General features: G+C 69.5%; 25 protein-coding genes and 2 pseudogenes. 5 read left to right on the plus strand and 22 right to left on the minus strand.

The genetic code is table 11. The annotated features are described in order from the left end of the window. Positions 1 to 52: 52 nt before the first annotated feature. From ACFYO2_RS13085 to ACFYO2_RS13155, 15 genes are all read right to left on the minus strand, one after another. Positions 53 to 814 (minus strand): sirohydrochlorin chelatase, encoded by a 762-nt coding sequence (locus ACFYO2_RS13085; protein WP_388347877.1) that lies wholly within the window; start codon positions 812 to 814, stop codon positions 53 to 55. Between the two features lie 5 nt (positions 815 to 819). Further along, positions 820 to 1,725, minus strand: coding sequence for an ABC transporter permease (locus tag ACFYO2_RS13090; RefSeq protein WP_388347879.1), 906 nt, complete (start codon positions 1,723 to 1,725; stop codon positions 820 to 822). After that, the gene (locus ACFYO2_RS13095; protein ID WP_217236732.1) at positions 1,712 to 2,515 is read right to left on the minus strand and encodes an ABC transporter ATP-binding protein; all 804 of its coding nucleotides are present in this window, start codon (positions 2,513 to 2,515) and stop codon (positions 1,712 to 1,714) included. Before ACFYO2_RS13095 ends, ACFYO2_RS13090 begins: the two co-directional genes overlap by 14 nt. 11 nt (positions 2,516 to 2,526) lie before the next feature. Continuing rightward, on the minus strand, positions 2,527 to 3,636 hold the full coding sequence (locus tag ACFYO2_RS13100) for an aliphatic sulfonate ABC transporter substrate-binding protein (protein ID WP_388347882.1): 1,110 nt from the start codon (positions 3,634 to 3,636) through the stop codon (positions 2,527 to 2,529). Between the two features lie 222 nt (positions 3,637 to 3,858). After that, positions 3,859 to 5,193 carry a sulfate adenylyltransferase subunit 1 gene (locus ACFYO2_RS13105; RefSeq protein ID WP_388347884.1) on the minus strand — a complete coding sequence of 445 codons (1,335 nt, stop codon included), beginning with the start codon at positions 5,191 to 5,193 and terminating at the stop codon, positions 3,859 to 3,861. A 2-nt stretch (positions 5,194 to 5,195) separates the two neighbouring features. After that, on the minus strand, positions 5,196 to 6,134 hold the full coding sequence (cysD, locus tag ACFYO2_RS13110) for a sulfate adenylyltransferase subunit CysD (RefSeq protein ID WP_388347886.1): 939 nt from the start codon (positions 6,132 to 6,134) through the stop codon (positions 5,196 to 5,198). Beyond that, positions 6,131 to 6,703: an adenylyl-sulfate kinase gene (cysC, locus tag ACFYO2_RS13115; protein WP_388347888.1), complete on the minus strand. Its 573-nt coding sequence runs from the start codon at positions 6,701 to 6,703 to the stop codon at positions 6,131 to 6,133. The genes cysD and cysC overlap by 4 nt, the downstream gene beginning before the upstream one ends. Next, the gene (locus ACFYO2_RS13120) at positions 6,703 to 7,419 is read right to left on the minus strand and encodes a phosphoadenylyl-sulfate reductase (RefSeq protein WP_388347890.1); all 717 of its coding nucleotides are present in this window, start codon (positions 7,417 to 7,419) and stop codon (positions 6,703 to 6,705) included. Before ACFYO2_RS13120 ends, cysC begins: the two co-directional genes overlap by 1 nt. Next, a complete protein-coding gene (locus ACFYO2_RS13125) occupies positions 7,416 to 7,604 on the minus strand; it encodes a hypothetical protein (RefSeq protein WP_388347892.1) in 189 nt (62 codons plus the stop codon). Before ACFYO2_RS13125 ends, ACFYO2_RS13120 begins: the two co-directional genes overlap by 4 nt. Before the next feature lie 28 nt (positions 7,605 to 7,632). Further along, complete coding sequence (locus ACFYO2_RS13130; protein ID WP_388347894.1) at positions 7,633 to 9,330, minus strand: nitrite/sulfite reductase; 1,698 nt, start codon at positions 9,328 to 9,330, stop codon at positions 7,633 to 7,635. A gap of 128 nt (positions 9,331 to 9,458) precedes the next feature. Beyond that, positions 9,459 to 9,542 carry a putative leader peptide gene (locus tag ACFYO2_RS13135; protein ID WP_349817346.1) on the minus strand — a complete coding sequence of 28 codons (84 nt, stop codon included), beginning with the start codon at positions 9,540 to 9,542 and terminating at the stop codon, positions 9,459 to 9,461. A gap of 127 nt (positions 9,543 to 9,669) precedes the next feature. Next, on the minus strand, positions 9,670 to 10,242 hold the full coding sequence (locus tag ACFYO2_RS13140; RefSeq protein ID WP_388347896.1) for a GNAT family N-acetyltransferase: 573 nt from the start codon (positions 10,240 to 10,242) through the stop codon (positions 9,670 to 9,672). Between the two features lie 50 nt (positions 10,243 to 10,292). Next, on the minus strand, positions 10,293 to 11,573 hold the full coding sequence (locus ACFYO2_RS13145) for a hypothetical protein (protein ID WP_388347898.1): 1,281 nt from the start codon (positions 11,571 to 11,573) through the stop codon (positions 10,293 to 10,295). Positions 11,574 to 11,740: 167 nt separating this feature from the next. Further along, the gene (locus ACFYO2_RS13150; protein WP_388347900.1) at positions 11,741 to 13,033 is read right to left on the minus strand and encodes a GAF domain-containing protein; all 1,293 of its coding nucleotides are present in this window, start codon (positions 13,031 to 13,033) and stop codon (positions 11,741 to 11,743) included. 390 nt (positions 13,034 to 13,423) lie between these two features. Next, on the minus strand, positions 13,424 to 15,058 hold the full coding sequence (locus ACFYO2_RS13155) for an acyl-CoA dehydrogenase family protein (RefSeq protein ID WP_388347903.1): 1,635 nt from the start codon (positions 15,056 to 15,058) through the stop codon (positions 13,424 to 13,426). Between the two features lie 146 nt (positions 15,059 to 15,204). Here ACFYO2_RS13155 and ACFYO2_RS13160 point away from each other — a divergent pair, with 146 nt between their 5' ends. Then, positions 15,205 to 16,350: a YihY/virulence factor BrkB family protein gene (locus ACFYO2_RS13160; RefSeq protein ID WP_388347905.1), complete on the plus strand. Its 1,146-nt coding sequence runs from the start codon at positions 15,205 to 15,207 to the stop codon at positions 16,348 to 16,350. Between the two features lie 63 nt (positions 16,351 to 16,413). Here the strand turns inward: ACFYO2_RS13160 and ACFYO2_RS13165 are convergent. Continuing rightward, a pseudogene (locus ACFYO2_RS13165) lies at positions 16,414 to 16,650 on the minus strand (NmrA family transcriptional regulator); the annotation flags it as partial. 80 nt (positions 16,651 to 16,730) lie between these two features. Between ACFYO2_RS13165 and ACFYO2_RS13170 the strand changes: the two are divergent. Together ACFYO2_RS13170 and ACFYO2_RS13175 are read left to right on the plus strand one after the other, a co-directional pair. Continuing rightward, on the plus strand, positions 16,731 to 17,711 hold the full coding sequence (locus ACFYO2_RS13170) for an AraC family transcriptional regulator (RefSeq protein ID WP_388347907.1): 981 nt from the start codon (positions 16,731 to 16,733) through the stop codon (positions 17,709 to 17,711). 10 nt (positions 17,712 to 17,721) lie between these two features. Then, entirely contained in the window at positions 17,722 to 18,411 is a 690-nt protein-coding gene (locus tag ACFYO2_RS13175; RefSeq protein WP_388347909.1) for a helix-turn-helix domain-containing protein, read from the plus strand. Here the strand turns inward: ACFYO2_RS13175 and ACFYO2_RS13180 are convergent. From ACFYO2_RS13180 to ACFYO2_RS13195, 4 genes are all read right to left on the minus strand, one after another. Next, positions 18,391 to 18,795: a VOC family protein gene (locus ACFYO2_RS13180; RefSeq protein ID WP_388347911.1), complete on the minus strand. Its 405-nt coding sequence runs from the start codon at positions 18,793 to 18,795 to the stop codon at positions 18,391 to 18,393. The two genes, ACFYO2_RS13175 and ACFYO2_RS13180, sit on opposite strands and share 21 nt — an antisense overlap. 55 nt (positions 18,796 to 18,850) lie before the next feature. Further along, positions 18,851 to 19,483 carry a VOC family protein gene (locus tag ACFYO2_RS13185; protein ID WP_388347913.1) on the minus strand — a complete coding sequence of 211 codons (633 nt, stop codon included), beginning with the start codon at positions 19,481 to 19,483 and terminating at the stop codon, positions 18,851 to 18,853. Positions 19,484 to 19,558: 75 nt separating this feature from the next. Then, positions 19,559 to 20,380 carry a DUF5954 family protein gene (locus ACFYO2_RS13190; protein WP_388347915.1) on the minus strand — a complete coding sequence of 274 codons (822 nt, stop codon included), beginning with the start codon at positions 20,378 to 20,380 and terminating at the stop codon, positions 19,559 to 19,561. Between the two features lie 6 nt (positions 20,381 to 20,386). After that, positions 20,387 to 20,518: a hypothetical protein gene (locus tag ACFYO2_RS13195; protein ID WP_388347917.1), complete on the minus strand. Its 132-nt coding sequence runs from the start codon at positions 20,516 to 20,518 to the stop codon at positions 20,387 to 20,389. 226 nt (positions 20,519 to 20,744) lie between these two features. On the opposite strand from ACFYO2_RS13195, the gene ACFYO2_RS13200 reads away from it, so the two are divergent. Beyond that, on the plus strand, positions 20,745 to 22,709 hold the full coding sequence (locus ACFYO2_RS13200; protein WP_388347919.1) for an AIPR family protein: 1,965 nt from the start codon (positions 20,745 to 20,747) through the stop codon (positions 22,707 to 22,709). Positions 22,710 to 23,107: 398 nt separating this feature from the next. Continuing rightward, positions 23,108 to 23,649, plus strand: a pseudogene (locus ACFYO2_RS13205) (protein kinase family protein); the annotation flags it as partial. An 81-nt stretch (positions 23,650 to 23,730) separates the two neighbouring features. On the opposite strand, the gene ACFYO2_RS13210 reads toward ACFYO2_RS13205, so the two are convergent. Beyond that, on the minus strand, positions 23,731 to 23,916 hold the full coding sequence (locus tag ACFYO2_RS13210) for a DUF397 domain-containing protein (RefSeq protein ID WP_388347921.1): 186 nt from the start codon (positions 23,914 to 23,916) through the stop codon (positions 23,731 to 23,733). Then, complete coding sequence (locus ACFYO2_RS13215; protein WP_388347923.1) at positions 23,913 to 24,740, minus strand: helix-turn-helix domain-containing protein; 828 nt, start codon at positions 24,738 to 24,740, stop codon at positions 23,913 to 23,915. The genes ACFYO2_RS13210 and ACFYO2_RS13215 overlap by 4 nt, the downstream gene beginning before the upstream one ends. Positions 24,741 to 24,850: the final 110 nt, after the last annotated feature.

Consider the following 24,850-nt stretch of genomic DNA (forward strand, 5'->3'; position numbering starts at 1 on the left):
AGCCATCAGGCCGGTATCGCCGACGGACGCGCTCGCGCAAGGCACGCGACCGTCAGGCGCCGACCGCCGCCAGCGCCGGCATCCGCGCCGCCTCGTACCGAGCCAGCAGCACCCGCGCCACCTCGGGCGCCGGGCCCAGTACGTCGGCGAGTACGTCCGCCTCGGCCGCGCCCCGCGCGATGCGGTCCGGGAGGAAGCCGGGGGCCAGGACGTAGGGGGCGACGGCGATCTTCGCGCAGCCCAGGGCCCGAAGCTCCCGCACCGCGTCCTCGGTGCGGGGGAACCCCGCGGGAGAACCAGCGGAGGCGAACGCAGGCCGCACGGCGCACCAACCGGTGTGCCGCCACTCCCGCGCGATTTCTGCGATCACTGCGATCGCCTCCGGGTCGGTGGACCCCGCCGAGGCCAGTACGACCCCGGTCGAGGACTTGTCGGCGGGCGTCAGCCCCGCCTCGTACAGACGTCGTTCCAGTGCGGCGAGCAGCACTGGGGAGGGGCCGAGCACCTCCGCCTGCCGGATCCGCAGCTGCGGCGGTGCGTCCCGCAGGACCGCCGGGATGTCGGCCTTCGCGTGGAACGCGCGGGTCAACAGCAACGGCAGGGCTACGACGTCACGGACGCCCTCCGCCGCCAGGGACTCCAGCACCCCTTGGGCGGACGGGATGTTGAAGTCCAGGAAGCCGGTCTCCACCCGCACGTCGGGGCGCAGGGAGCGCACCCGCCGCACGAGGGCGTGCACCGTCGCGGCGTGCCGCGGGTCGCGGCTGCCGTGGGCGATGACGAGGAGGACCGGCTTCTTGGACAAGGTGTGCATGGGACTCAGCTCTTCACCAGCAGACCGCGGCTGCGCAGCACCCACCGCTCCAGCGGACTGAAGATCAGCAGGTCGATCGCGATGCCGACGAACAGGATGAGCAGGATGGCGAGGAAGACCGTGGCCATGCTGCTGTTCGTGCGGCCCACCTCCAGCAGCTGGCCGAGACCCACGCCGAGGTCCGGCGCCTGCGCGATGATCTCGGCGGCCATCAGCGAACGCCAGGAGAACGCCCAGCCCTGCTTCAGTCCCGCCACATAGCCGGGCAGCGCCGCGGGCATCACGATGTGCCAGGTGCCGCGCAGACCGGTCGCCCCCAGCGTCCGTCCCGCGCGCAGGAACAGCGGCGGGACCTGGTCGACGCCGGACACCAGACCGTTGGCGATCGACGGCACCGCGCCGAGCAGGATCACCGCGTACATCATCTCGGGCTTCAGGCCCAGCCAGATCACGGCGGCCGGCACCCAGGCCACCGACGGCAGCGACTGCAGGCCGGACAGGATCGGACCGATGGCCGCGCGCACGAACTTCACCCGCGCCACGATCAGGCCGAGCGGCGTGCCGATGATCAGGGCGAGCACGAAGCCGAACAGGCCCCGCGAGACGCTCGTCCAGATGTAGTCGAGCAGGGTGCCCTTGAGCCACGCGTCCTCGGCCTCGGCCCAGACGGCGCCGGGGGAGGGCAGCTTCGACGGGTCGTCGACGATCTTCAGGGAGATCAGCCCCTGCCAGATCGCGAGCACCACGACGGTGGCGACGATCGGCGGGAAGATCTTCTCGCGGAAGGTCTGCCGGAAGGGCGGACGGCCGGTGACCGAGGTCTCCAGCGCGTCGAGGCCCGCCTCGATGCCACCCAGCGCGGAGCCGTCCTTGGTGCCCGCGCCGGTCGTCTTCGTGTCAGTGCTGGCCATGGCGGCGGATCTCCCCACGCAGTACTTCGGTGATCTCGACGGACAGTTCCGCCACGGGCGCGTCCTCGATACGGCGCGGCTGCGGGATGTCGACCGTCCACTCGCGCGCGATCCGGCCCGGACGGGAGGACAGCAGGATCACGCGCTGCGCGAGCCGCACCGCCTCGCGCACGTTGTGCGTGACGAACAGGACGGACACGCCGGTCTCCGCCCAGATGCGGGTCAGCTCGTCGTGCAGCACGTCCCGTGTGATGGCGTCGAGGGCCGCGAACGGCTCGTCCATCAGCAGCAGGTTGCTCTCCTGGGCCAGGGCCCGGGCCAGCGCCACACGCTGGCGCATACCGCCCGACAGTTCGTGCACCCGCTTGCCGTACGCGCCCTTCAGCCGGACGAGTTCGAGCAGTTCCTCGGTCCTGTCGCGCCGTTCGTTCTTCGGAACTCCCCGCAGACGCAGGGCGAGCTCGATGTTCTTGCCCGCGGTCAGCCACGGGAACAGGGCGTGCTCCTGGAACATCAGGGCCGGGCGGCCCTCCGTCGTGATGGACCCGACGGTGGGCTCGTCCAGCCCCGCCACCAGGTTCAGCAGCGTGGACTTGCCGCAGCCCGAGGCCCCCAGGAGGGTGACGAACTCGCCGGGTGCGACATCGATGCTGATGTCGTCCAGCACGAGCTGTTGCCCGGCGGGGCCCGCGAAGGACTTCGAGACATGCTCAATGCGCGCCGCGTGCTCCACCGACTCGGCGGCCTTGGCGAAGGTCGTGGCCATGGTCGTCACCTCCTGGGAACTCATCGGGACCTGACTCAGCCGACGCCGAGACCGGCGTCGCTGACCGTGCTCTCGCCCTCGGCCTTGAGGACCTTGTTCAGCGGCGTGAGGTCGTAGATGCCCTTCAGATCGGGCTTCTCCAGCAGACCCGCCTTGACCGCGTGCGCCGCCTCGGTGTTGAGGGTGGCGGCCAGCGGGTCATCGGTGAACTGGATCGACTTCCAGGCCGGGTCGAGGACGGCGGCCGGCAGCGGCTTGCCCGAGTCCGACTCCAGCTGCTTGTTCGCCGAGGCCTTCGCCGCGTCCGGGTTCGCGTTGATCCACTTGTTCGCCTCGACCGAGGCCTTCAGCACGGCCTCGACCGCCTTCGGGTGCTCCTTGAGGAAGGCCTGCCGCACGATGATGTTCGTGATCACGAACTTCTTGTCCGGCCAGAGCGTCGACTCGTCGAGCAGCACCTTGGCACCCTCGGCGACCAGCTTGGACGCGGTCGGCTCCGGCACCCATGCGCCGTCGACGGAGCCGGACTTGTAGGCGTCCGGGGTGACCTTGTTGTCGGTGCGGACGACGGAGACGTCGCCCTTGCCGCTCTCCGCGTCGACCTTCCAGCCCTGGTCCGCGATCCAGTTGAGGAACGCCACGTCCTGCGTGTTGCCGAGCTGCGGGGTCGCGATCTTCTTGCCCTTGACGTCCTTCAGGGACTTGATCTTGTCCGGGTTGACCACGAGCTTCACCCCGCCGGACGCCGCACCGCCGATGATCCGCAGGTTCTTGCCGCCCGACTTGGTGTAGCCGTTGATCGCCGGGGACGGGCCGATGAAACCGATGTCGATCGACGAGGAGTTGAGGGCCTCGATCTCGGACGGACCGGCGTTGAAGATCTGGTAGGCGGCCTTGGTGGCGCCGAGCTGCTTCTGGAAGTAGCCCTTCTGCACGCCCACCAGCGCGGTCGCGTGGGTCAGGTTGCCGAAGTAGCCGATCTTGACGGAGTCGAGACCGTCGATCTTCTCGGCCCCGGCGGCGACCTTGGCGGTCCCGTCGTCCTTGGCGTCGGAGCCGTAGCCGCAGGCGGCGAGCGTGAGCAGCGGAAGAGCGGTTACGGCGGCCAGGCCGCGGCGAAGAAGGGCTGAGCGGTTGACAGGCACGGGAGGTTTTCCCCTCGTTGGCCCGGCGGTCACGGTCTCTCAGGTCGTGGCCGGGAGGTCGGCAGGTTTTCGTCTACGGCGGTGGGGGGTGCGGGCGCGCAGGCAGTGCGCGTACGTCAGCGCACACATCGCGCCACCCCGCCCTGCCCGCTGCCGAGAGCACCGCTGCCGACGCGGCCGCCCTCCTTCGCGAACGAGGAGTAGAAATCGGTGGAGTTCATGTCAGAAGTCCCACCCGTCGTCGTCCGTCTCGTCCTTGACGGGCTCCGGGGAGGCGAACGACTCGCCGACCATGCCGGCGGTGAGCGTGGTGCCGTCGTTCGGGTCGATCAGGATGAACGAACCGGTGCGCCGCGAGTCGGCGTACGAGTCGACGGGCAGCGGCTCGGCGGTACGGATCTTCACCCGGCCGATGTCGTTGGCGACGAGCTGTCCCGGGTGCGGGTGCAGGGACAGGTCGTCGAGCGTGAGACGGGACGGGATGTCCTTGACGATCGCCTTGACCGTGCGGGTGCCGTGCTTGAGCAGCACCCGGTGGCCGACGGTCAGCGGGGCGTCGGCCACGTGGCAGACCGTCGCCTCGATGTCCTGGGTGGTGGGCGGCGCGTCCTTGCTGGGCACGATCAGGTCGCCGCGCGAGATGTCGATGTCGTCCTCCAGCAGGACGGTCACCGACTGAGTGGTCCAGGCGATGTCGACCGGCTTGCCGAGCAGGTCGATGCCGGCGATCTTCGTCGAACGGCCCGACGGCAGCACCGAGACCTGCTCGCCGACGCGGAAGGAACCGGCGGCGATCTGGCCCGCGTAGCCCCGGTAGTCCGGGTGCTCGGCGGTCTGCGGCCGGATCACGTACTGCACGGGCAGCCGGGCGTGGCAGTGGCTCAGGTCGTGGGCGACCGGGACCGACTCCAGGTGCTCCAGGAAGGTCGGCCCGCCGTACCAGTCCATGTTCGCGGACGGGTCCACCACGTTGTCGCCGGCGAGCGCCGAGATCGGGATGGCGGTGACCTCCGGGACGCCCAGCTCGAGCGCGTACGCCGTGAACTCCTCGGCGATCGCGGCGAACACGGACTCCTGGTACTCGACCAGGTCCATCTTGTTCACGGCGAGCACCACGTGCGGCACGCGCAGCAGCGCGGCGATCGCCGCGTGGCGGCGGGTCTGCTCGACGACGCCGTTGCGGGCGTCGACGAGGATCACCGTCAGCTCGGCCGTGGAGGCACCCGTCACCATGTTGCGGGTGTACTGCACGTGTCCGGGCGTGTCGGCGAGGATGAACCGGCGCCGGGGCGTGGCGAAGTAGCGGTAGGCCACGTCGATGGTGATGCCCTGCTCGCGCTCGGCGCGCAGGCCGTCCGTCAGCAGCGCGAGGTCCGGGGCGTCCTGCCCGCGGCTCGCCGAGACGCGCTCCACGGCCTCCAGCTGGTCGGTGAGGATCGACTTGGAGTCGTGCAGCAGCCGGCCCACGAGCGTGGACTTGCCGTCGTCGACGGAGCCCGCGGTGGCGAACCGCAGCAGGGTGGTCGCCGAGAGTTCCTCGGTCGTGATGGTGCTCATGCTTAGAAGTACCCCTCGCGCTTGCGGTCTTCCATCGCGGCCTCGGACATCTTGTCGTCGGCGCGGGTGGCGCCGCGCTCGGTGAGCCGGGAGGCGGCGATCTCGGCGATCACGTCGTCCAGCGTGGTGGCGTCGGAGTCGACCGCGCCGGTGCAGGACATGTCGCCGACCGTGCGGTAGCGGACCTGCCGCTTCTCGACGGTCTCGGTGTCCTTCGGGCCGCCCCACTCGCCCGGGGTCAGCCACATGCCGGCCCGCTGGAACACCTCGCGCTCGTGGGCGAAGTAGATCTGCGGCAGCTCGATGCCCTCGCGGGCGATGTACTGCCACACGTCCAGCTCGGTCCAGTTGGAGAGCGGGAAGACGCGGACGTGCTCACCGGGGGCGTGCCGTCCGTTGTAGAGGTTCCACAGCTCGGGCCGCTGGCGGCGCGGGTCCCACTGGGAGAACTCGTCCCGCAGGGAGAACACCCGCTCCTTGGCGCGGGCCTTCTCCTCGTCGCGACGGCCACCGCCGAACACCGCGTCGAACTTCTCGCTTTGGATCTTCTCCGTCAGCGGAAGCGTCTGCAGCGGGTTGCGGGTCCCGTCCGGGCGCTCCTTGAGGACACCGCGGTCGATGTAGTCCTGCACGGACGCGACATGCAGCCGCAGGCCGTGCTTGTCGACCGTACGGTCCCGGTACTCCAGGACCTCGGGGAAGTTGTGCCCGGTGTCCACGTGCAGCAGCGAGAAGGGGACCGCCGCCGGGGCGAACGCCTTCAGCGCCAGGTGCAGCATGACGATGGAGTCCTTGCCGCCGGAGAACAGGATCACCGGCCGCTCGAACTCGCCCGCCACCTCGCGGAAGATGTGCACCGCCTCGGACTCCAGCGCGTCCAGGTGCGACAGGGCGTACGGGGTGTCCGTGCCCTCGTCGACCTCGGCTGCGGTCGTCGTCATGCCAGTCCCCTCTCGGTGAGCAGCGCGTGGACCGTGGCCGCCGACTCCCGCACGGTCTGGTCCTGCGACTCGATACGCAGGTCGGGGGAGAGCGGCTCCTCGTACGGGTCGTCGACCCCGGTGAGCCCCGTCAGCTCGCCCGCCGCCTGCTTGGCGTACAGACCCTTCACATCGCGTACGGAGCACACCTCGACCGGAGTCGCCACGTGCACCTCGATGTACGCCGTCCCGTTTTCCTGGTGGCGCTTGCGGACGGCCTCGCGGCTGTCGGCGTAGGGCGCGATCACCGGGACGAGCGCCTTGACGCCGTTGCGGGCGAGCAGTTCGGCGAGGAAGCCGATGCGCTGCACGTTCGTGTGCCGGTCCTCGCGGCTGAAGCCGAGGCCCGCCGAGATGAACTCGCGGATCTCGTCGCCGTCGAGCACCTCGACGAGGTGGCCCTCCTCGCGCAGCCGGCCGGCCAGCTCGTACGCGATGGTGGTCTTGCCGGCACTCGGCAGACCCGTGAGCCAGACGGTGGCTCCGGTCGTCACGTGCAACTCCTCGGTGTTCTCGGGGGTGGTCGTCATCAGTGCAGTCCGCACTCGGTCTTGTTGCGGCCCGCCCAGCGGCCGGCGCGCGCGTCCTCGCCCTCCAGGACGCGGCGGGTGCAGGGGGCGCAGCCGACGGAGGTGTAGCCGTCCATCAGCAGCGGGTTGGTCAGGACGCCGTGTTCGGCGACGTACGCGTCCACGTCGTCCTGGGTCCAGCGGGCGATCGGCGAGATCTTGACCTTCTGGCGCTTCTCGTCCCAGCCGACCACCGGGGTGTTCGCCCGGGTCGGGGACTCGTCGCGGCGCAGACCCGTCGCCCAGGCCTGGTAGTTCGTGAGGCCCTCCTCCAGCGGCTGGACCTTGCGCATCTTGCAGCACAGGTCCGGGTCGCGGTCGTGGAGCTTCGGGCCGAACTCGGCGTCCTGCTCGGCGACCGTACGGCGCGGGGTGAGCGTGATGACGTTGACGTCCATCACGGCCTCGACCGCGTCGCGGGTGCCGATGGTCTCGGGGAAGTGGTAGCCGGTGTCGAGGAAGATTACGTCGACTGTGGCGCCGCCCTTTTGCACGCGGGACGCCAGGTGGGCGACCACCGCGTCCTCCATCGAGGACGTCACGCAAAAGCGCGGGCCGAAGGTGTCGACCGCCCACTGGAGGATCTCCAGCGCGGTGGCGTCCTCCAGCTCGCGGCCCGCCCGCTCGGCGAGCTCCTTGAGCTCCGCTGTCGTGCGACTTTCCTGAGTCGTCGTCATATCTGCTGTCCCCCTGCGTCGGTGGGTCGAAGGCCCCGGGCGAGCAGCCCGAGGAACTTCAACTGGAATGCGCGATTGCAGGCGGCGCATTCCCAGGCGCCGTGGCTGCCTTCCGAGGCCTCACTCGGCCGGAGGTCCTCGTCGCCGCAGTAGGGGCAGTAGAAGGGGGCGGCCCGCTCGCTCATACTGTGTCCTTCGTTTCGCTCGCTGCGCTCACGAAAGGGCCTCCTCGGAAGCACGCGCGGCCCAGGCGGCGAAGCGCTCGCCGTCCTCGCGTTCCGCCTGGAAGCGCTTGAGGACGCGCTCGACGTAGTCGGGCAGCTCCTCGGAGGTGACCTTCAGGCCACGCACCTTGCGGCCGAAACCGGCCTCCAGACCGAGCGCGCCGCCGAGGTGCACCTGATAGCCCTCGACCTGCTCGCCCCGGTCGTTGAGCATGAGCTGGCCCTTGAGACCGATGTCCGCCACCTGGATACGGGCGCAGGCGTTCGGGCAGCCGTTGAGGTTGATGGTGATCGGCTCGTCGAAGTCCGGGATCCGGCGCTCCAGTTCGTCGATCAGCTGGGAGCCGCGCGCCTTGGTCTCGACGATGGCGAGCTTGCAGTACTCGATGCCGGTGCAGGCCATGGTGCCGCGCCGGAACGGGGAGGGCTTGGCGGTCAGGTCCAGCGCCTCAAGGGCCTCGACCAGCGACTCGACCCGCGGTTCCTCGACGTCGAGGACGATCATCTTCTGCTCGACGGTGGTACGGACCCGGCCGGAGCCGTGCGCCTCGGCGAGCTCGGCGATCTTCGTCAGGGTCGCGCCGTCCACGCGGCCGACGCGCGGGGCGAAACCGACGTAGAAGCGGCCGTCCTTCTGGCGGTGCACGCCGACGTGGTCGCGCCAGCGCTCCACGGGCTGGGCCGGTGCGGGGCCGTCGATCAGCTCGCGCTTGAGGTACTCGTCCTGCAGGACCTGGCGGAACTTCTCCGGGCCCCAGTCGGCGACCAGGAACTTCAGGCGGGCACGGGTGCGCAGCCGCCGGTAGCCGTAGTCGCGGAAGATCGAGATGACGCCCTCGTGGACGTCCGCGACCTCGTCCAGCGGCACCCAGGCGCCGAGCCGGACGCCGATCTTCGGGTTGGTGGACAGGCCGCCGCCGACCCACACGTCGAAGCCGGGGCCGTGCTCGGGGTGGTGCACGCCGACGAAGGCGACGTCGTTGATCTCGTGCGCCACGTCGAGCAGCGGCGAGCCGGAGACCGCGGTCTTGAACTTGCGGGGCAGGTTCGAGTAGGCCGGGTTGCCGATGACCCTGCGGTGGATCTCCTCGATGGCCGGGGTGCCGTCGATGATCTCGTCCTCGGCGATGCCGGCCACGGGCGAACCGAGGACCACGCGGGGGGTGTCACCGCAGGCCTCGGTGGTGGACAGGCCGACCGCCTCGAGGCGGTTCCAGATCTCCGGCACGTCCTCGATGCGGATCCAGTGGTACTGCACGTTCTGCCGGTCGGTGATGTCGGCGGTGCCGCGCGCGAACTCCTGCGAGATCTCGCCGATCACCCGCAGCTGCTCGGTGGTGAGCCGGCCGCCGTCGATGCGGACGCGCAGCATGAAGTACTCGTCGTCCAGCTCCTCCGGCTCCAGGATCGCGGTCTTGCCGCCGTCGATCCCGGGCTTGCGCTGGGTGTAGAGGCCCCACCAGCGCATCCGGCCGCGGAGGTCGTTCGGGTCGATCGAGTCGAAGCCGCGCTTCGAGTAGATCGTCTCAATGCGTGTCCGCACATTGAGACCGTCGTCGTCCTTCTTGAACTGCTCGTTGCCGTTGAGCGGGGTGAAGTGCCCCGCGGCCCACTGACCCTCACCGCGGTGACGGCTCACCTTGCGGCGGGGAGTCGCGGCGGCAGGGTTCTGCGGGGTGGCGGCCATGGTTGATACGTCCTTCGGGACAGGCGGGTAAGCGGCTCTGACCTGCGCGCGCGGGCGCATGGGTGTACATGCGCGTCATTGCGCGGGAAAGAAGACAGAAGGGGAATGTCGGGCGGCGCTTGGGCTCGTCAGCGCACCGGACAGATGGCGCTGGACATGCGGCCGAGGTCGACGTGCCGCCGACTCACCAAGGCAATTCCAGTTCCAGACATGACGGAAGCGTGTCACGGCGATCTGGACAGAGTCCAGCTTCGTCCGCCATGTGGACACCCTTGTCCCGAAGTGTGAGACAAGGGTGTTCTCGGTCACATGGCCCGAACGAGACCTTGTCGGCGCAGGTCAGGCGGGGTATGCACCAGGCCAGGGACCCGGCGCGGTCACCACGGACTGCTCCTCGACCTTGGTGTCGAACAGCTTGAAGCCCCGACGCTGATAGTTGGCCATCGCGTGCTCGCCGTCCAGGCTGCAGGTATGCAGCCACACCCGCTTGGTCTGCGGCAGCCCGGGCACGCGCTCCGCCAGGTCCCAGGCGCGGGCGGTGCCCTGCGACAGCAGGTGCCCGCCGATCCGCCGCCCGCGGAAGGCCGGAACCAGCCCGAAGTAGGCGATCTCCACGACCCCGTCGTCCTGCGGGTCCAGCTCCACGTACCCGGCGGGCGTTCCCCGGTCGTATGCAACCCAGGTCTCCACGCCGGGCCGGCCCAGGTGCTCCTGCCACCGCGCATAGGTCCAGCCCAGCCGGTCGATCCAGCGGATGTCCCCGCCGACGGACGCGTACAGGAAGCGGCTGAACTCGGGTGAGGGAACCTCGGCGCGGACGATCCGCACGTCGCCCTCCGGCGCGGCGGCCGCGAGGAGGTCGGTCGGGGCGGTCTGCTCCAGGGACCAGGTGGTCACGGGGATATTGGTCATGGCGGCCAGGGAATCACGCGCGTGAACGATCTGTCGATCGCCCTCCGCGGCTACCCCAGTGATCTGTCGATCGAGGCCAGCGGCAGCGCGAACAACATCCGCCCCGACTGGGACCAGACCTCGCCGGTCGCCTCCCAGTAGGACAGGGACGGCGTGCGCGCGCTCCAGCAGTGCTGGGTGTCGTCGGACCCGCACTGCGTGGCCTGCGCGGTGTCCGCGTCCTGCCGCCACAGCGTGCCGCGCCCGCCCTGCTCGCCGGAGGCGCGGCTCACGTACCAGTGGGAGCGGTGCGACAGCACGCCCTGGACGTCACTCGCCTTTGTCTCGTACGCCTCCGTGGCGTCCGCGCGCCCGGCGAAGTCGGTGGCGAGCAGTCCGGAGCGGGACGGGTCCGTGGCGAAGGCATAGCGCCACAGCAGCGCGGGACCGTCGCCGTGCGCCCCGGTCCGCTCGCTCGCGACCAGACTGTCGGGCGAGGTGCTGCGGTCCAGGGAGAGGCCCGCGGGGCGGGCGTCGGTCTCCGCGTCCGCGTCGACCGGGCGGTAGGAGCCGACGGCGGGCAGGACGAAGCGGGCGCCGTGCGCCGACCAGCCACCGGGCACCCGGCCGACCGACGCGCTGTCCACGGTCGCGCGCTGGACCCGGTTCATATCGTACGCGTACACGCCGTCGGCGGCGGTGACCAGCAGTTTCTCCCCGTACCAGACCATGCCGGAGACATCGGAGTCGAGCGCCCGGTAGTTGCGCCCGCCGTCGACCGGGACGGTGAGCAGCACCCAGGTGTACGTGAGGCGATCCAGGTCGTTCGCGTCGACGAAGGCGACCCGGGCGAGGCCGTGGCCGGCCGCGGCATGCTGCGCCCAGCCGGACAGGAGCACGCGGTTCTGGCCCCACAGGCCGTCGTCGTCGGCGTCGCCGGAGGTGGTGACCGCCCCCGCCTGCCAGGAGCGGGTGTCCGCGGCGTCCCAGCACTGGGCGCGGGTGGCCAGCGGTTCGACGGGCAGTGCCTCGCGGTCCTCGGCGGGGCAGTCGGCCGCGTTGCGCAGACTGTGGTCGGCGTTCTCGAGGACGGCGCTGACACCGACGGGCCGGCCCATCTCCGAGGCGAGGCGGTCGAGTGTGGCCTCGGGCACCTGCTGTTCCTGGAGCCGCAGGGCGGCGATCCGCTCGGACGAGGTGATCGGCTTCAGCGCCCCGGGGGCCTCGCTGTCGGTGGCCTGTGAGGCGCTGATCATGGTGGCGGCGCCGGTCAGGGCGAGGGCGGTCCCGGCCAGGAAGGCGCGCAGCGCCCTGCCCCGCCGCTGGCGGCGGTGTCTCCCGCGGTGCTTCATGCGTCCTCCCGAAGCGGGCCAACTGCGCCTGATGATCCGTACGTTGACCAGGAAGCAGGTGGGGCGGCCCGTAGGGGATGCTACGGCAGTGGGAGGCGGTAGCGGCAAAGAACCCGCAATTATGCGGAAGATGCACTCCGAGTGCGGAAAATGCCCTCCGAGGTCGTTCAATTGCTCTCGCCGGACGCCGCCCGCGCGGCGACGACGGCCGGTGCGGTCGAGAAGGGCAGCAGGTCGCGCGGGTCGGCCGGCAGGAGCACCTCGACGTCGGCGTCCTCGCAGAAACGATACGGGCGGTGTTCGAGGAACCCCCCGAGATAGCGCCGCACCCGGGACATCTCGGCCCGCACGGTCACCGTACGGCCCGCATCCCCGAACAGGTCCTCGGCCAGTCCGGCCGCTCCGCGCCCGGTGCGGTGCAGGGCGAGCACGTAGAGCAACTCGGCGTGCCGGGGGCTGAGTTCGTGACTCCAGGAGCCCGCCGAGCCCGACATGGTCACCGACCAGCGGCGCGGCTGCGCCAGGTCCAGCACGATCCGGGTGGTGCCCTGCGCCACCGGCTCGTCGGCGGCGCGCACCAGCCAGCCGCCCGGCAGCGGTTCCAGCGCGCACAGCCCGAGCGACGGCAGCCACCGGCGGCCCGGCGAAAGAGACTTGGGCAGCGCGATCCGGTTCGTGTACGGCATCCCGATCACCGCCGCGGTCCAGCCGTCCCGGTCCACCACCGCGGCCCGCCCGGCGAGCCGGGCCAGCACCGGCGCGGCCACCGCGCGCAGTTGCTCCAGCGAGGTCATGTGCAGCTCGCGCAGCCGCGCCTCGGCGAGCTTGGCCACCGACCCGACCCAGGCGAGCGTGGCCGGGTGCATCGTCTCCAGCGGCCCGCTCACGTCCACCACGCCGATCAGCCGGCCGTCCCGCGGATCCGTGATGGGGGCGCCGGTACAGGTCCAGGCCGCGTGCGAGCGTACGAAGTGCTCGGAGGCGAAGACCTGCACGGGGCGCCGTACGACGGCAGCGGTGCCGACGCCGTTGGTTCCGACGACGTCCTCCCGCCAGTCCGCGCCGAGTTCGAAGCCGAGCCCGTCGGCCTTGCGCAGCACGGGCGAACTGCCCTCGCGCCACAGCACCCGGCCCTGCTCGTCGGCGACCACCATGATGTGGTGGGCGATGTCCGCGACCGACAGCAGGCCCTCGCGCACCACCGGCAGCACATGTTTGAGGACCGTCGTCTCCCGGCGCCGCTGCACCTCCTCGCGGGACAGCAGCCCCGACCGGAAGCCATGGTCGGGATCGACGCCGCCGCGCAGCATCCGCCCCCAGGACTGCTCGATCACCGGCCGTGGCGCGACCGGAGCGCGCTGTCCGGAGAGCGTGGCGGAGCGGACCTCGCTGAGTACCCGTGCCGCCCGCGCCGAGTCCACGGCGGCCAGTTGCGTCACGTCCGTCGGCGAGAGTGCCACGGGACCTCCCGGAAGAAGGGCTCGGGACAACCGGTTCGTGGTGGTTTTCCGGCCACGGTCCGGAAGTCCGCGCTGACTGTCCGTCTCATAGTGCCGCCTGCCCAAGTCGAAGGCACACAGTCCGTCCACAGACGCCAGCAAGTTGCAACCCCTTGCAACCCTGGTGGACTGCCCTGCCGTGCTTGAAACTTGAGCGACGCCGCCCAGTGCGGCGCACGTGGCTCCAACGGGCCAGTGGCGGGGGTGGTGCCGTGTCGGCGCAGCACCACCCCCGCGCCGTGCGTGGACGTGCGTACGCGGATCGGACCACCGGCCGGGCTTGGTGAGCGAAACCGGTCAGGCCGGCGGCCGGGTTTCGTGCCGGCGGCCAGGTTCCGTGACCCCCGCCGGTCAGGATTCCGGCCGGGCCCGCTCCACCACCGACGCCAGATCCAGCGTGTGCGGCAGCGTCCCGAAGGCCGCGCCCGAGTCGCCGCCCAGCCGGGACGCGCAGAACGCGTCGGCGACCTCCGGCGTCGCATACCGCACGAGCAGTGACCCCTGGAGAACCAGCGCGAGCCGCTCGGTCACCCGCCGAGCCCGTCCCTCCACGCCCTCCAGATCGGCGAGTTCGGTCAGCAGATCCTTGATCGCCGCGTCGAGCCGGTGGTCGGCGCCGCGCGCCGTGCCGACCTCCTGCAGGTAGGCGTTCAGCGCCAGTGGTTCGCGTTGCAGCGCGCGCAGCACATCAAGGGCCTGGACGTTTCCGGCCCCCTCCCAGATCGAGTTGAGCGGCGACTCGCGCACCAGCCGGGGCATCCCCGACTCCTCGACGTACCCGTTGCCGCCCAGGCACTCGGACGCCTCGACCGTCACCGACGAACACCGCTTGGTCACCCAGTACTTGGCGGCCGGCACCGCGATCCTGAGCAACGCCCGCTCCTGCTCGCCGCCGTCGTCGTAGGCCGCCGCGAGCCGCAGCGCGAGCGTGGTCGCCGCCTCCGACTCCAGGGCGAGATCGGCCAGCACGTTGCGCATCAGCGGCTTGTCGACGAGCCTGCCGCCGAACGCCTCGCGGTACGTGCAGTGGTGGACCGCCTGCGCGACGGCCTGCCGCATCAGACCCGCCGAACCCAGCACACAGTCGAGCCGGGTCGCCGCCACCATCTCGATGATGGTGCGCACCCCGCGCCCCTCCTCGCCGACCCGGCGCGCCCATGTCCCGTCGAACTCGACCTCGGCGGACGCGTTCGACCGGTTGCCCATCTTGTCCTTGAGCCGCTGGATCATGAACACGTTGCGGCTGCCGTCCTCCAGCACCCGCGGCACCAGAAAACAGGTGAGCCCTTCCGGTGCCTGCGCGAGCACCAGGAACCCGTCCGACATCGGCGCCGAGCAGAACCACTTGTGCCCGGTCAGCCCGTACGTCCCGTCCTCGGCGAGGGGCCGGGCGGACGTCGTGCCCGCCCGTACGTCACTGCCGCCCTGCTTCTCCGTCATGCCCATCCCGAACAGCGCCCCCGGCTTCAGACGGGCGGGCCGCAGCTCAGGGTCGTAGATCACGGACGTCAGCCGGGGCTCCCACTCGGCGGCGAGCGCGGGGTCGGTGCGCAGCGCGGGCACCGCCGCGTGGGTCATCGACAGCGGGCAGAGGTTGCCGGCGTCGACCTGCGTCCACACCAGGAACGCCGCCGCGCGCCGCACATGCCCGCCGGGCCGGGACCAGGCCGCGGTCAGGCCCGCCGAGACGCCCTTGCCGAGCAGCCGGTGCCAGGCCGGATGGAAGTCGACCTCGTCGACGCGCCGCCCGTAGCGGTCGTGGGTGCGCAGGGTCGGCGGGTTCTCGTTCGCCCGCGCCCCCCACTCCTGCACCTGCACCGAGCCACAGGCCCGGCCGAGCGCCGCCAGCTCGCCGCGCACCTCGTCGAGCAGATCCGGGGCCGTGTGCCGGTCCACCGCCTCCGTCAGGGCGCGGTCGGCGGTGAACGCGTCGTAGCCGACCAGCGGCGGAGGCTGATTGGTCACGGTGTGGGTGCTGCCTGCCATGTCTGCGAACCTACCCGGCATCGCGGAGGTCACCACAGCGACGCGGCAGCCGGCCGTCCCGGCCGGGTGCCGCGCCCCCGACCCATCCCCGCCCGCCGGGGCACCGGGGGATGAGGACGGCAGGCCAGGACGGATACCTTTGGTTCGTGCAGCCAGCAAGTGAATCCCCTCAGCGGCCCTCCGGCCGCCTCCATCGCGCGCGTGCCCTCTACCGGAACGTGTCGAAGCGCAGGACCGCCTGGCTGTTGATCAAGGACACCGTCAATTCCTGCATGGAATACCGGATCCTGGGCCTGGCGGCCGAAGCGGCGTTCTTCACGCTGCTGTCCGTGCCGCCGCTGCTGCTGAGCATGATCGGGCTGCTCGGCTACGTCGACGACTGGACCGGCGCCGACACCATCCAGAGCCTCGAGAACAACCTCCTGGAGGCCTCGCGCACGGTCCTGTCCGACAAGGGCGTGAACCAGATCGCCCAGCCGATCCTGCACGACGTGACCAAGGGCGGTCGGCCGGACATCATCTCCATAGGCTTCCTGTTCGCCCTGTGGTCCGGATCCCGCGCGGTGAACGTCTTCATCGACACCATCACCGTGATGTATGGCCTCGACGGCGTCCGCGGCATCGTCAAGACCCGCCTGATGGCCTTCCTCCTGTTCATCGTGGCCCTGCTGATCGGCTCGGTCGCGCTGCCGCTGATGGTGGCCGGGCCGGACGCCGTGGTGAACGTCGTCTCCTGGTCGACCACCGTCGTACAGGTGCTCTACTGGCCCGTCGTCATCGTGCTGTCCATCGTCTTCCTGACCACGCTCTACCACGTGTCCGTCCCCGTCCGTTCCCCGTGGATCGAGGACGTGCCCGGCGCCCTGGTGGCCCTCGCCATGTGGGTCCTCGGCAGCTTCCTGCTGCGCATCTACCTCACCAGCACCGTCGAGGGCCCCACCATCTACGGCTCCCTCGCCGCGCCCGTCGCCGTCCTGCTGTGGATCGGCGTGTCCGCGTTCGCCGTCCTCGTCGGCGCCGCGGTCAACGCCGCGATCGACCGGGTCTGGCCGGCCGCCGCGACGGCCGCGGCCCGCGCCGCCAACGAACGGCTGCGTGAGGCACAGGTCGCCGAGTACGTCGCCCGCGCCACCGCCGCCCGCGCGATGGTCCCGGACGACCCGGACGACCCCGACATGCCCTCCGAGTTCCCGGAGCGCTGGTCGCGCTTCCTTCCCCCGGAGGACGTGTCGTCACGGCTGCGCACCCACGTGAAGAGCACCCACCCCCCGCACAAGCCGGAGGATTCCTAGGGCAGGCTCGTCGAGCCTGCCACGGGGTCACGCCTGCCACGCGCCCGCCGCCGCGGCCTTCCCCTCGGCGGCCTCGGGGGCGCCGATGTCGGACGGGTACACGAGGTACGCCGCGTCGGCGCCGCGCAGCGTGTCCGCCCACGTCGTAGGGTCCTCCCAGTCGAAGCCCTGCGCGCGGGACGCGGCCCGCACCGTCAGCCCGACCGCCCGCGCGGCCCGGCTCCCGGTACGCCCCGAGGCAACGGTCACCACCACCGTCATGTCCTGTGTGTTCACCGTGTTTTCCGTGTTCTCCGTCATGCCTTCAGTCAACGGCCGCGCGCTCCAACAGCCCATCGCTGAACGGCTCATTCCCATGCGCGGGCGTCTACGCTGACGGCATGGAAGCTCCCCCACGCTCGAACGGGCTCACGCGGGGGGACCCCCTCGCAGTCCTCCTGGAGGGCCCCCGCGCCCGGGGCGCCTTCATGATCCGTGCGTGTTTCGACCCGCCCTGGGCGATCCGCGTCGAGGACCGCGCCCCGCTGACGGTGATGCTGATGGTCCGCGGCGAGTCCTGGATCGTGCCGGACACGGGGGAGGGGCTGCGGCTGCGGGCCGGCGAGCTGGCCATCGCCCGCGGCCCCGACCCGTACACCTGCGCCGACGGCCCCGACACCGCGCCCCAGGCGCTGATCCTGCCGGGCGCCGAGTGCCGCTACCCCGACGGACGGCCCCTCAACGGCTCGATGGACCTCGGCGTCCGCAGCTGGGGCGACCGGCCCGACGGCTCCACCGTGATGCTGATCGGGACGTACCTGGTCCAGGGCGAGATCAACGGCCGTCTCCTGGACGCCCTGCCACCCCTGCTCTCGCTCACCTCCGACATGTGGCAGTGCGCGCTCACGCCCGTCCTCATGGACGAGATCGAGCGTGACGAACCGGGCCAGGAGGTCGTCCTGGACCGCCTCCTCGACCTGCTGGTCATCGCCGCCCTCCGCGCCTGGTTCGCCCGCCCCGAGGCGGCGCCGCCCGCCTGGTACGCGGCCCTCGCCGACCCCGTCGTCGGCCGCGTCCTGCGCCTGGTCCAGGACGACCCCGCCCACCCCTGGACGGTGGCCTCCCTCGCCGCCAAGGCCGGCGTCTCCCGGGCCGCGCTCGCCCGCCGCTTCACGGAACTCGTCGGCGAACCCCCGATGACGTACCTCACCGGCTGGCGCCTGGCCCTCGCCGCGGACCGCCTCCGCGACACCGGCGACACCCTCGAGGCGATCGCCCGCCAGGTCGGCTACGGCAGCGCGTTCGCCCTGTCCAGCGCGTTCAAGCGGGTGTACGGGGTGAGCCCGCAGGAGCATCGGATGCGGGTGGCGCCGACGGCGTAGCCTGGCGTACGTGTACGTGGAGCGGCCTTCCCGTATGGCGGGCGCGGTGGTGTGGACCAACACCCCGTCCGGGCCCGGCGCCGGGCGCATTCTGCCCGACGGCTGCATGGACCTGCTGTGGCACGAGGGCCGGCTGATGGTCGCGGGGCCCGACACGCGTGCGTACGTCACCGAGGGCGAGCCGAGCGCCTGGGCCGGCGTCCGCTTCTGCCCGGGCACCGCTCCCGCCCTGCTGGGGGTGCCCGCGCACGAGATGCGGGACCGTCGGGTGGAGCTGGCCGACCTGTGGCTGGCCGCGGAGGTACGGCGCGTCACCGCACAGGTGAACGCAGCCGACGACCCGGCGAGTGGCCTGGAGCGGGTGGCGTTGGAACGGGCCGCCGGGACCCATCCCCCCGACCCCCTCCTACGACAGGTGGTCACCGCCCTCGACTCGGGCCGCCCGGTTGCCACGATCGCGGACGAACTCGGCTTGAGCGCCCGCCAGTTGCACCGCCGCTGCCTCACCGCCTTCGGCTACGGCCCAAAAACGCTGGCCCGGGTCCTGCGACTCCAGCGTGCCCTCGTCCTGGCCCGCTCCGGCGCTCCCTTCGCCGAGACGGCGGCCCGGTCCGGCTTCGCGGACCAGGCCCATCTGGCAAGGGACGTGAGGGAGTTGGCGGGACTGCCGCTGACGGAACTACTGGGCCGCTCCGGGTAGCGGCGCGAACAGGTCGACCCCGTTGCCGTCGGGGTCGAGAACCACCGCATACCGCTGCCCCCACACGGCGTCCCAGGGCTTCAGCTCCCCGTGGTACCCGGCACCCACCAGCTCCCCGTACACCGAGTCGACCTCGGCCGGACTGTCGCACCGCAGCGCGAGCGAGACGCGCCCGCCCCCGGTCGGCGGCTGCCACCCCGGCTGGATCGAACGGACACTCTCCTCTCTGTCGAGCATGATCCGCAGCCCACCCGGCAGCCCGGCCTCGGCATGAGGCTGCTCCTCGACACCCTCGGGGAAGTCGAAACCGAGCCGGCGGTAGAAGGCGACGGAGGCGGCCATGTCGGAGGCCACCAGGCCGATCGCGTCGAATCGTGGAGTCATGCGGCCACCGTAGGCAGAGGTGCGGGCGCCGGTCTTGAAGGAATCGGACGCGCCCTCAGCCGAAGGTCACCGGCCCCCGGGGAGTCTCCACGGTGAAGGAGAAACCCACCGGCCCCACGGTGAGAGCGAGCGACGTGTCGAGGGCGGCGAGCAGCGGCCGGATCTCGTCCGGATCGGGAGCGCTCGCGGACAGCGCCAGCAGGGGCGTGGCGGGCAGCCCGGAGGCCGAGGGGTGGACCGACGAACCCCAGTCGATGAGGAAGGGAACCAGGCCGGAGGGGTGCTGGGTGTCGCCGTCCGTCAGGCGCCACCGGAGAAGGGTGCCGTCGGGTCTTCGGCGGCTCATGGGGTGGATCGGCCCCGGGTTGTAACCCTGTGCCTGGGCCGCCGCGACCGCCGCGTCCAGGTCGGGCGGGCTGATCGCCCAGGTCACCGTCCGGGGGCCGGCGAGCCGGTCGACGTCGAAGGGGCGCGGCCCGTCGTACGCCCGCTGGTCCGGATCCGGGCCGATGATCTCCAGGTAACGGGCGCCGCCCAGCGACACCAGGTGGTTGCGGGTACCGAGCCCGACGTGCGCACCGCCCGGCGCGGGGGGCACGCCGGTGCGCCGGGTGAAGTCGGCAACGGTCGCCGCCAGGTCGGGGGTCGCGAGGACGAGGTGGTCCAGTCGCGCGGGGAGGGCGTTCACCGCGCCGAGGCTACGCACACCGGCCCGCACAATGGAACGCCTGTGCGGTGACCCGCCGCCTCACTCGCAGGTCCCTCACTCATAGGTCAGGGTGCCGTCCTTGGGATCCATGGTCGGATACATCTTCATGGTGCCGTACTCGTCGACGTCCGAGGGGCGCGGCGTCTCCGGGCCGTTGGGGCCCGTGCGGAGCATGCGTTCGACGCGGCAGATCCGGAAGACACGGTCGGCCACCTGGAACTCGTCGGCGCCGCCGAGCGCCTCCTCGGCCGGCTTCGCGTACCTGGCCTTCTTGGTGTGGTCGAACTGGTACAGCAGTGCCCACACCTCGGCTGGTCCGCCGTAGAGCAGGCGCCGGGCGTCGTGGGGGGTGGCCACGAGGGTGCCGCACGGCAGCCAGCCGTGCTTGTTGCCCTCGACCACGCCGAACCCGGTGGGCAGCAGCACGAGCTCCGGATGCGTGGCGACCGCCCGCTCGGAGTCCGCGCGGACGCCCGCGAGGAAGCGGGCACCGTGTACGCGAACTCCCGCAACCCCAGTTTCAACGTGCTGGCGGCCGGGCTTTCCGTGTGGTCGGATCCAGGACGAAGTCGAGGTCCCGGGATGGCACGTCCCGTGCGTTGCGCTCCCAGGACCGCTTCGCCGCTCGGGATCGGTGGGCCTGGGCGGCTCCAGACCGCCGTCCCCTACCCGGGCGAACTCGTCCCCGCGCACCACGCGGTAGCGCACCCCGCAGGCCTCGACCTCGTTCACCGGCTCGCGCTCCAGCACGGCCACGGTTGCCAGCAGTTCACGCCGTACGGCCGGATCGGCCGTGTCGTCCTTCGCTGTGAAGCACAGATGCGACTGCAGCCCGTCCCGGGCCATCTGCGGCATCCCGTTCACCACCGCCTTCAAGACCCGTCACTCCGGCCCAAGCAAGGCGAGATGGGGATACCGAAGAGTGGCCTCCACCGCGTCGGCCTCCCGTACCCAGGCGGCGGGGAAGTCGCGCTGGATCAGCTCCTCGTGGAGCGCGTCGATCTGTTGCTTCATCACTCATGCGCACATTGTTGCGAGGCCTGCGCGCCGGGCGGAGGGCAACCAACTCGACAAATAGGGCTGTTGGGACGGGATCGGGCCGAGCGCCGAACGCTTACGCCGGACATTCAAGGGTGACCTGCCCAGAACAGTGCCCGCCCGCCGTCCTCTTCCGGCGCGAAGTCCTCCTGTTCTGGGCAGCTCGACCGTGAGGCCGGCCCGTGTGCTCCACTCATGGTTCGTGGCAGGGTTTGCGGGGCTCCACCACATCGGAGCCCCGCTGCCGAGCCAGTTCTCCTCGGCACCGGTCCGCGCGCCCGACCCGGTGATGGCCAGGAACCAGCCTCCCGGACGCAGCCACGAAGGGCGCTTCGGAGTGCCAGTCAAGACGAGCCGTGCATCTTGCCAGCGCAAGTGCGGCTTGGCGAAGATGATTCCGTTCAGAAGCGTGTGGAACTTGGGGGCGCCGCAGATGGCTGTGAAGAGTAATGATCAACGCCTGCTTGACCGAATCCTGGAAGATCAGAGGCGGCGGCTTGCACCAAATCAAAAGATGGACGACTTTTTTAACTACTTCACGGCGAGTACCGCATTACAAGACCTCGACCTAGACATCGATGAACTCCGTGACGGCATTGTTGATGGCTCTCACGATTGTGGCATCGACGGCCTCTGGGTTTTCGTGGACGATCGATATGTTTCTGCCAGCATTGATCGCCACGTGACCATTCGAGCGAAGAAGATCGAGCTCGTAATTTTACAGGCCAAAACTTCGCCCGGCTATCAAGAGACGGCCTTCGAGAAACTGCATTACCATCTGCCGTTGCTCCTCGATATGGGTCGAGACGTAAAGAGTCTATCCGAGTCAACGAATGCAAAACTGCTAGATCGCACTGGCAGGTTTCTCGAGGTACTAGAAGCCCTTGCCTCCTCTTTCCCGGAAGTTTCGATCCGGGTGATTTACGCTACCCGATCCGTGGAAGCTCCACACCCTAACGTGCGGGCTAAGGGAAATAGGCTCGCCAGGGAACTGGCAAAGGTTGCCTCACAAACAAAATGCCATGTTGAATACCTCGGAGCCGCAGAGCTCAGGGAGATGTCTGGGCGCGGCGCTTCCATCGTCTTGGATATGACATTTACCGAGACGCCAGTCAGTACCTCACTCGGCGACGGCTACATATGTCTAGTACGCTTGGATCAATACTACAACTTCATCACGTCCGAAAATGGCGCACTCCGACTCGAGTTATTTGAGTCCAACGTGCGAGATTACGCAGGGCAGACTTCCGTCAATGCCGCTATCGGCGAAACTCTCAAGTCCAACCACCGCGAGGACTTCTGGTGGTTCAACAATGGTGTAACCATCGTCGCAGAGGAAGTCAGTATTGCGGGAAAGAGGATCGTAGTAAGGGATCCTCAGATCGTTAACGGCCTGCAAACGAGTCACGAAATATTCAACCATTTCCGTGACTCGGGGCATCACAACGATCGCTCGGTCCTCGTGCGAGTCATGGTCCCGCCTTCCTCCGGGCGGGCCAGGGATGTAATCATCCGTGCGACAAACAGTCAGACACAGCTCCCGCCCGGTGCCCTGCGCGCCACCGAGAAAATCCAGAAGGACATCGAAGAAGCGCTCGCGCGTGACGGATATCGCTACGAGCGGCGGGCGAATTATTATAAAAATCTGGGCTTTCCTCTCGAGCAAGTGGTTAGCATGTCGAGATTGGCGCGCGAGTACACTGCTTTTGCAGTTGGGGAACCGCACACGGCGCTCAAGTACTCGGAAACACTACTTCTGGATGATTCCCACTACTACAAGGTGTTTTCGACTGACACAGACATCGACCTGTACGGGCTCGTCCTAGACGTTCATACGCGCATCAGTGATTTCCTCACGGATTATTCCCAAGATCGACCACTGTTGGGCGACACAATGGAAAACTGGCGATATCATCTCGCATACATGAGCCGGTTCACACTGACACGGCTACGGCGACCCACGCAACGCGATCTTCTAAATGTCACGCTGGAACATCTGTCAGGTGCTCTCATGGGAGCAATGACGAACCTGCTGGATCGCGAATATCGGAGCGCCTTGCGCGGGAACAGGACTCAGGGAATTGACAGGGTTGCCCGCAGTGAGGACTTCACAAATAGGCTGCGCCAAGCGACCGTCGTGATGCGCCGTTTCAAAATCGACCTGTAGCGCGTGCCTCAGGTCTCGGCCGCAGGCAGTCCTCCACTCCGCTGGTGCAGGCCCATGGCGTGCGAGGGCCCTGTTCTCTTACCCAAGGCGTTCAGCACTCGGACCGCGTACACATCAGCCATCCACTTCTCGACCGGTTGTGCGACCGCTTCTGCCAGAAAGAGGGTCGCTCGCAGGATTCGACGGCCGCGATCGTGGACTCGCAGTCGGTGCGGGCGGCGGCGAACGTCCCGCGCTCGATATCCGGCCGGGACGGCGGAAAGAACAGAAGGTGGGCGGCCGCAATCGGCACCTGGTGGTGGACTGCCTCGGCCTGGCCCTGACCGTCGCGGTGACCGCGGCGAGCACGCAGGACCGCGACGCAGCCGTTGGGCTGCTGGAGCGGAACGCGCACGATCGAAGCACCGGACCTGTACATGCTGTGGGTGCCTCGCCGTAGGCGAGGCTTGTCCATTGCGCCGGACGTCGGCTTGGCGCTGAGCTGTGTCGGGGCGCTGGCCGATCTCCATGCGAAGGGCTGGTCACATGGTGATGTGCAGCCCGCCCACTTCATCGTCCGGGGAGCGCACCCACCTCGCCGACCTCGCCTGCCCGGGGCGGACACGTGCCCGAGGGGTACGACTTTCCGTTCCGCGGCCGCCTCGTCCAGTACGAAGGGAAATTGGGCGCAGCCCGCTCGACACCTGGGAAGCCGAGCCGACGGAGGAAGCCGGCATCTACCGCCTCGGCGCGTCCCTGCTCATCTCCGCCACCGGTTGGCGGGCGGTCGAGAACCCGGATGACGTTCCCCGCTCGGTACAGAGAGAGGCCGTGGCGAACGGTCGGCGTCGTCCCGTGAAGGTACCCGGTGAGCTGGGCGAGTTGATCGAAGCAATGCTCAGCCACGTTCCCCGAGGATCGACCGACTATCCGATGCGCCTGTATGCAGTATGGACGGTGACGAAACCACCGGGAGTCCACTCGCTGTCGGCGTGCTCTGTGCCTCGGTTGACCGCCACTGCTTGTGGTGTCGTCTCTTCCGTCATGTCTGCTCGGCTAGCCTCATAAAGGCGGCCCAGGTGCAAGAGGTGACGGTGAGGTGTGGGGTGGCGGGGGTCTTGGAGTCGCGGATGTGGACGGTCCTGGGCTGGACGGCGACTTCGACGCAGGCGCCGCCCTCGCCGCTGCTGTAGCTGGACTTGAACCACTCAAGTGCGGTGCTGCTCATCGCTCTCCCAGAAGACGGTCCAGCAGGTCTCTCGTATCCTCGGTATTGAGAGCCTGCGTTCGCAGCATCGCATACTTCTGAGTGAGGATCCCCACCTCATCGGGATCGGCGATCAGCGTGCTCCCGCGCTGGGTTTCGCTGTGTGCCAGCCGCTGGTGCTCAGGGGTCTCCAACAGGATGAACGGGCCTTCGAGGCCTGCGTGCGAGGTGCGGCCGAGCGGCAGGATCTGGACGGTGAGACCGGGTAGGTCGGCGTACTCCCGAAGGTGCCGCGCCTGCTCGACGTACACGTCCTTCCCACCCAACTCGTCTCGCAGGGCCGCCTCCCAGATCATGAAGCTCATCATGGGCGGCACCTTCCGGTGGAGGATCTCTTGCCGCTCGATGCGCGCCGCCACCAACTGCTCGATCTCGTCCTCGTCGTAGAGGGGCACGCGATTGCGGAAGACCGCCCGTGCGTATGCCTCTGTCTGGAGAAGGCCGGGGACCAGCAAACTCTCGTACCAAGAGATCGCGATCGCCTCCCGCTCCCGATCCAGATACTCCTCCGCCCACAGCGGGACAAGGTCTACCTCCGGCATCCTGCTCAGTGCGGTCGCCAACGCCCCTTTCGTGCCGAGGAGTTCGTCGAGCTGCTCGGCGAGGTCCGGCTTCAGGGGCCGTCTGCCCTGCTCGATCGACGCGATCTGCTGCTCGCCGACGACGAACAGCTCTCCCAGTGACTTCTGTGTGTGTCCGGCGGCCTCGCGGAAGAGGGCGAGCAGGGCGCCCACCATCTTCATCGCCGAGGCGTTCCTCCGTGACCGTCGAGTCGTGGTGCTCATGCGGTCCAACTCCCCATCCACGCACGGACGTTCACCGTCGCGCGCCCGTACAGACAAGCTGTACGAGTACGCGCACTGTCACATCATGGCCACGGAGCGTGATTCTCGTC

It is taken from the genome of Streptomyces sp. NPDC006602, assembly GCF_042870385.1.
In the GTDB taxonomy this organism is placed as follows: Bacteria; Actinomycetota; Actinomycetes; order Streptomycetales; family Streptomycetaceae; genus Streptomyces.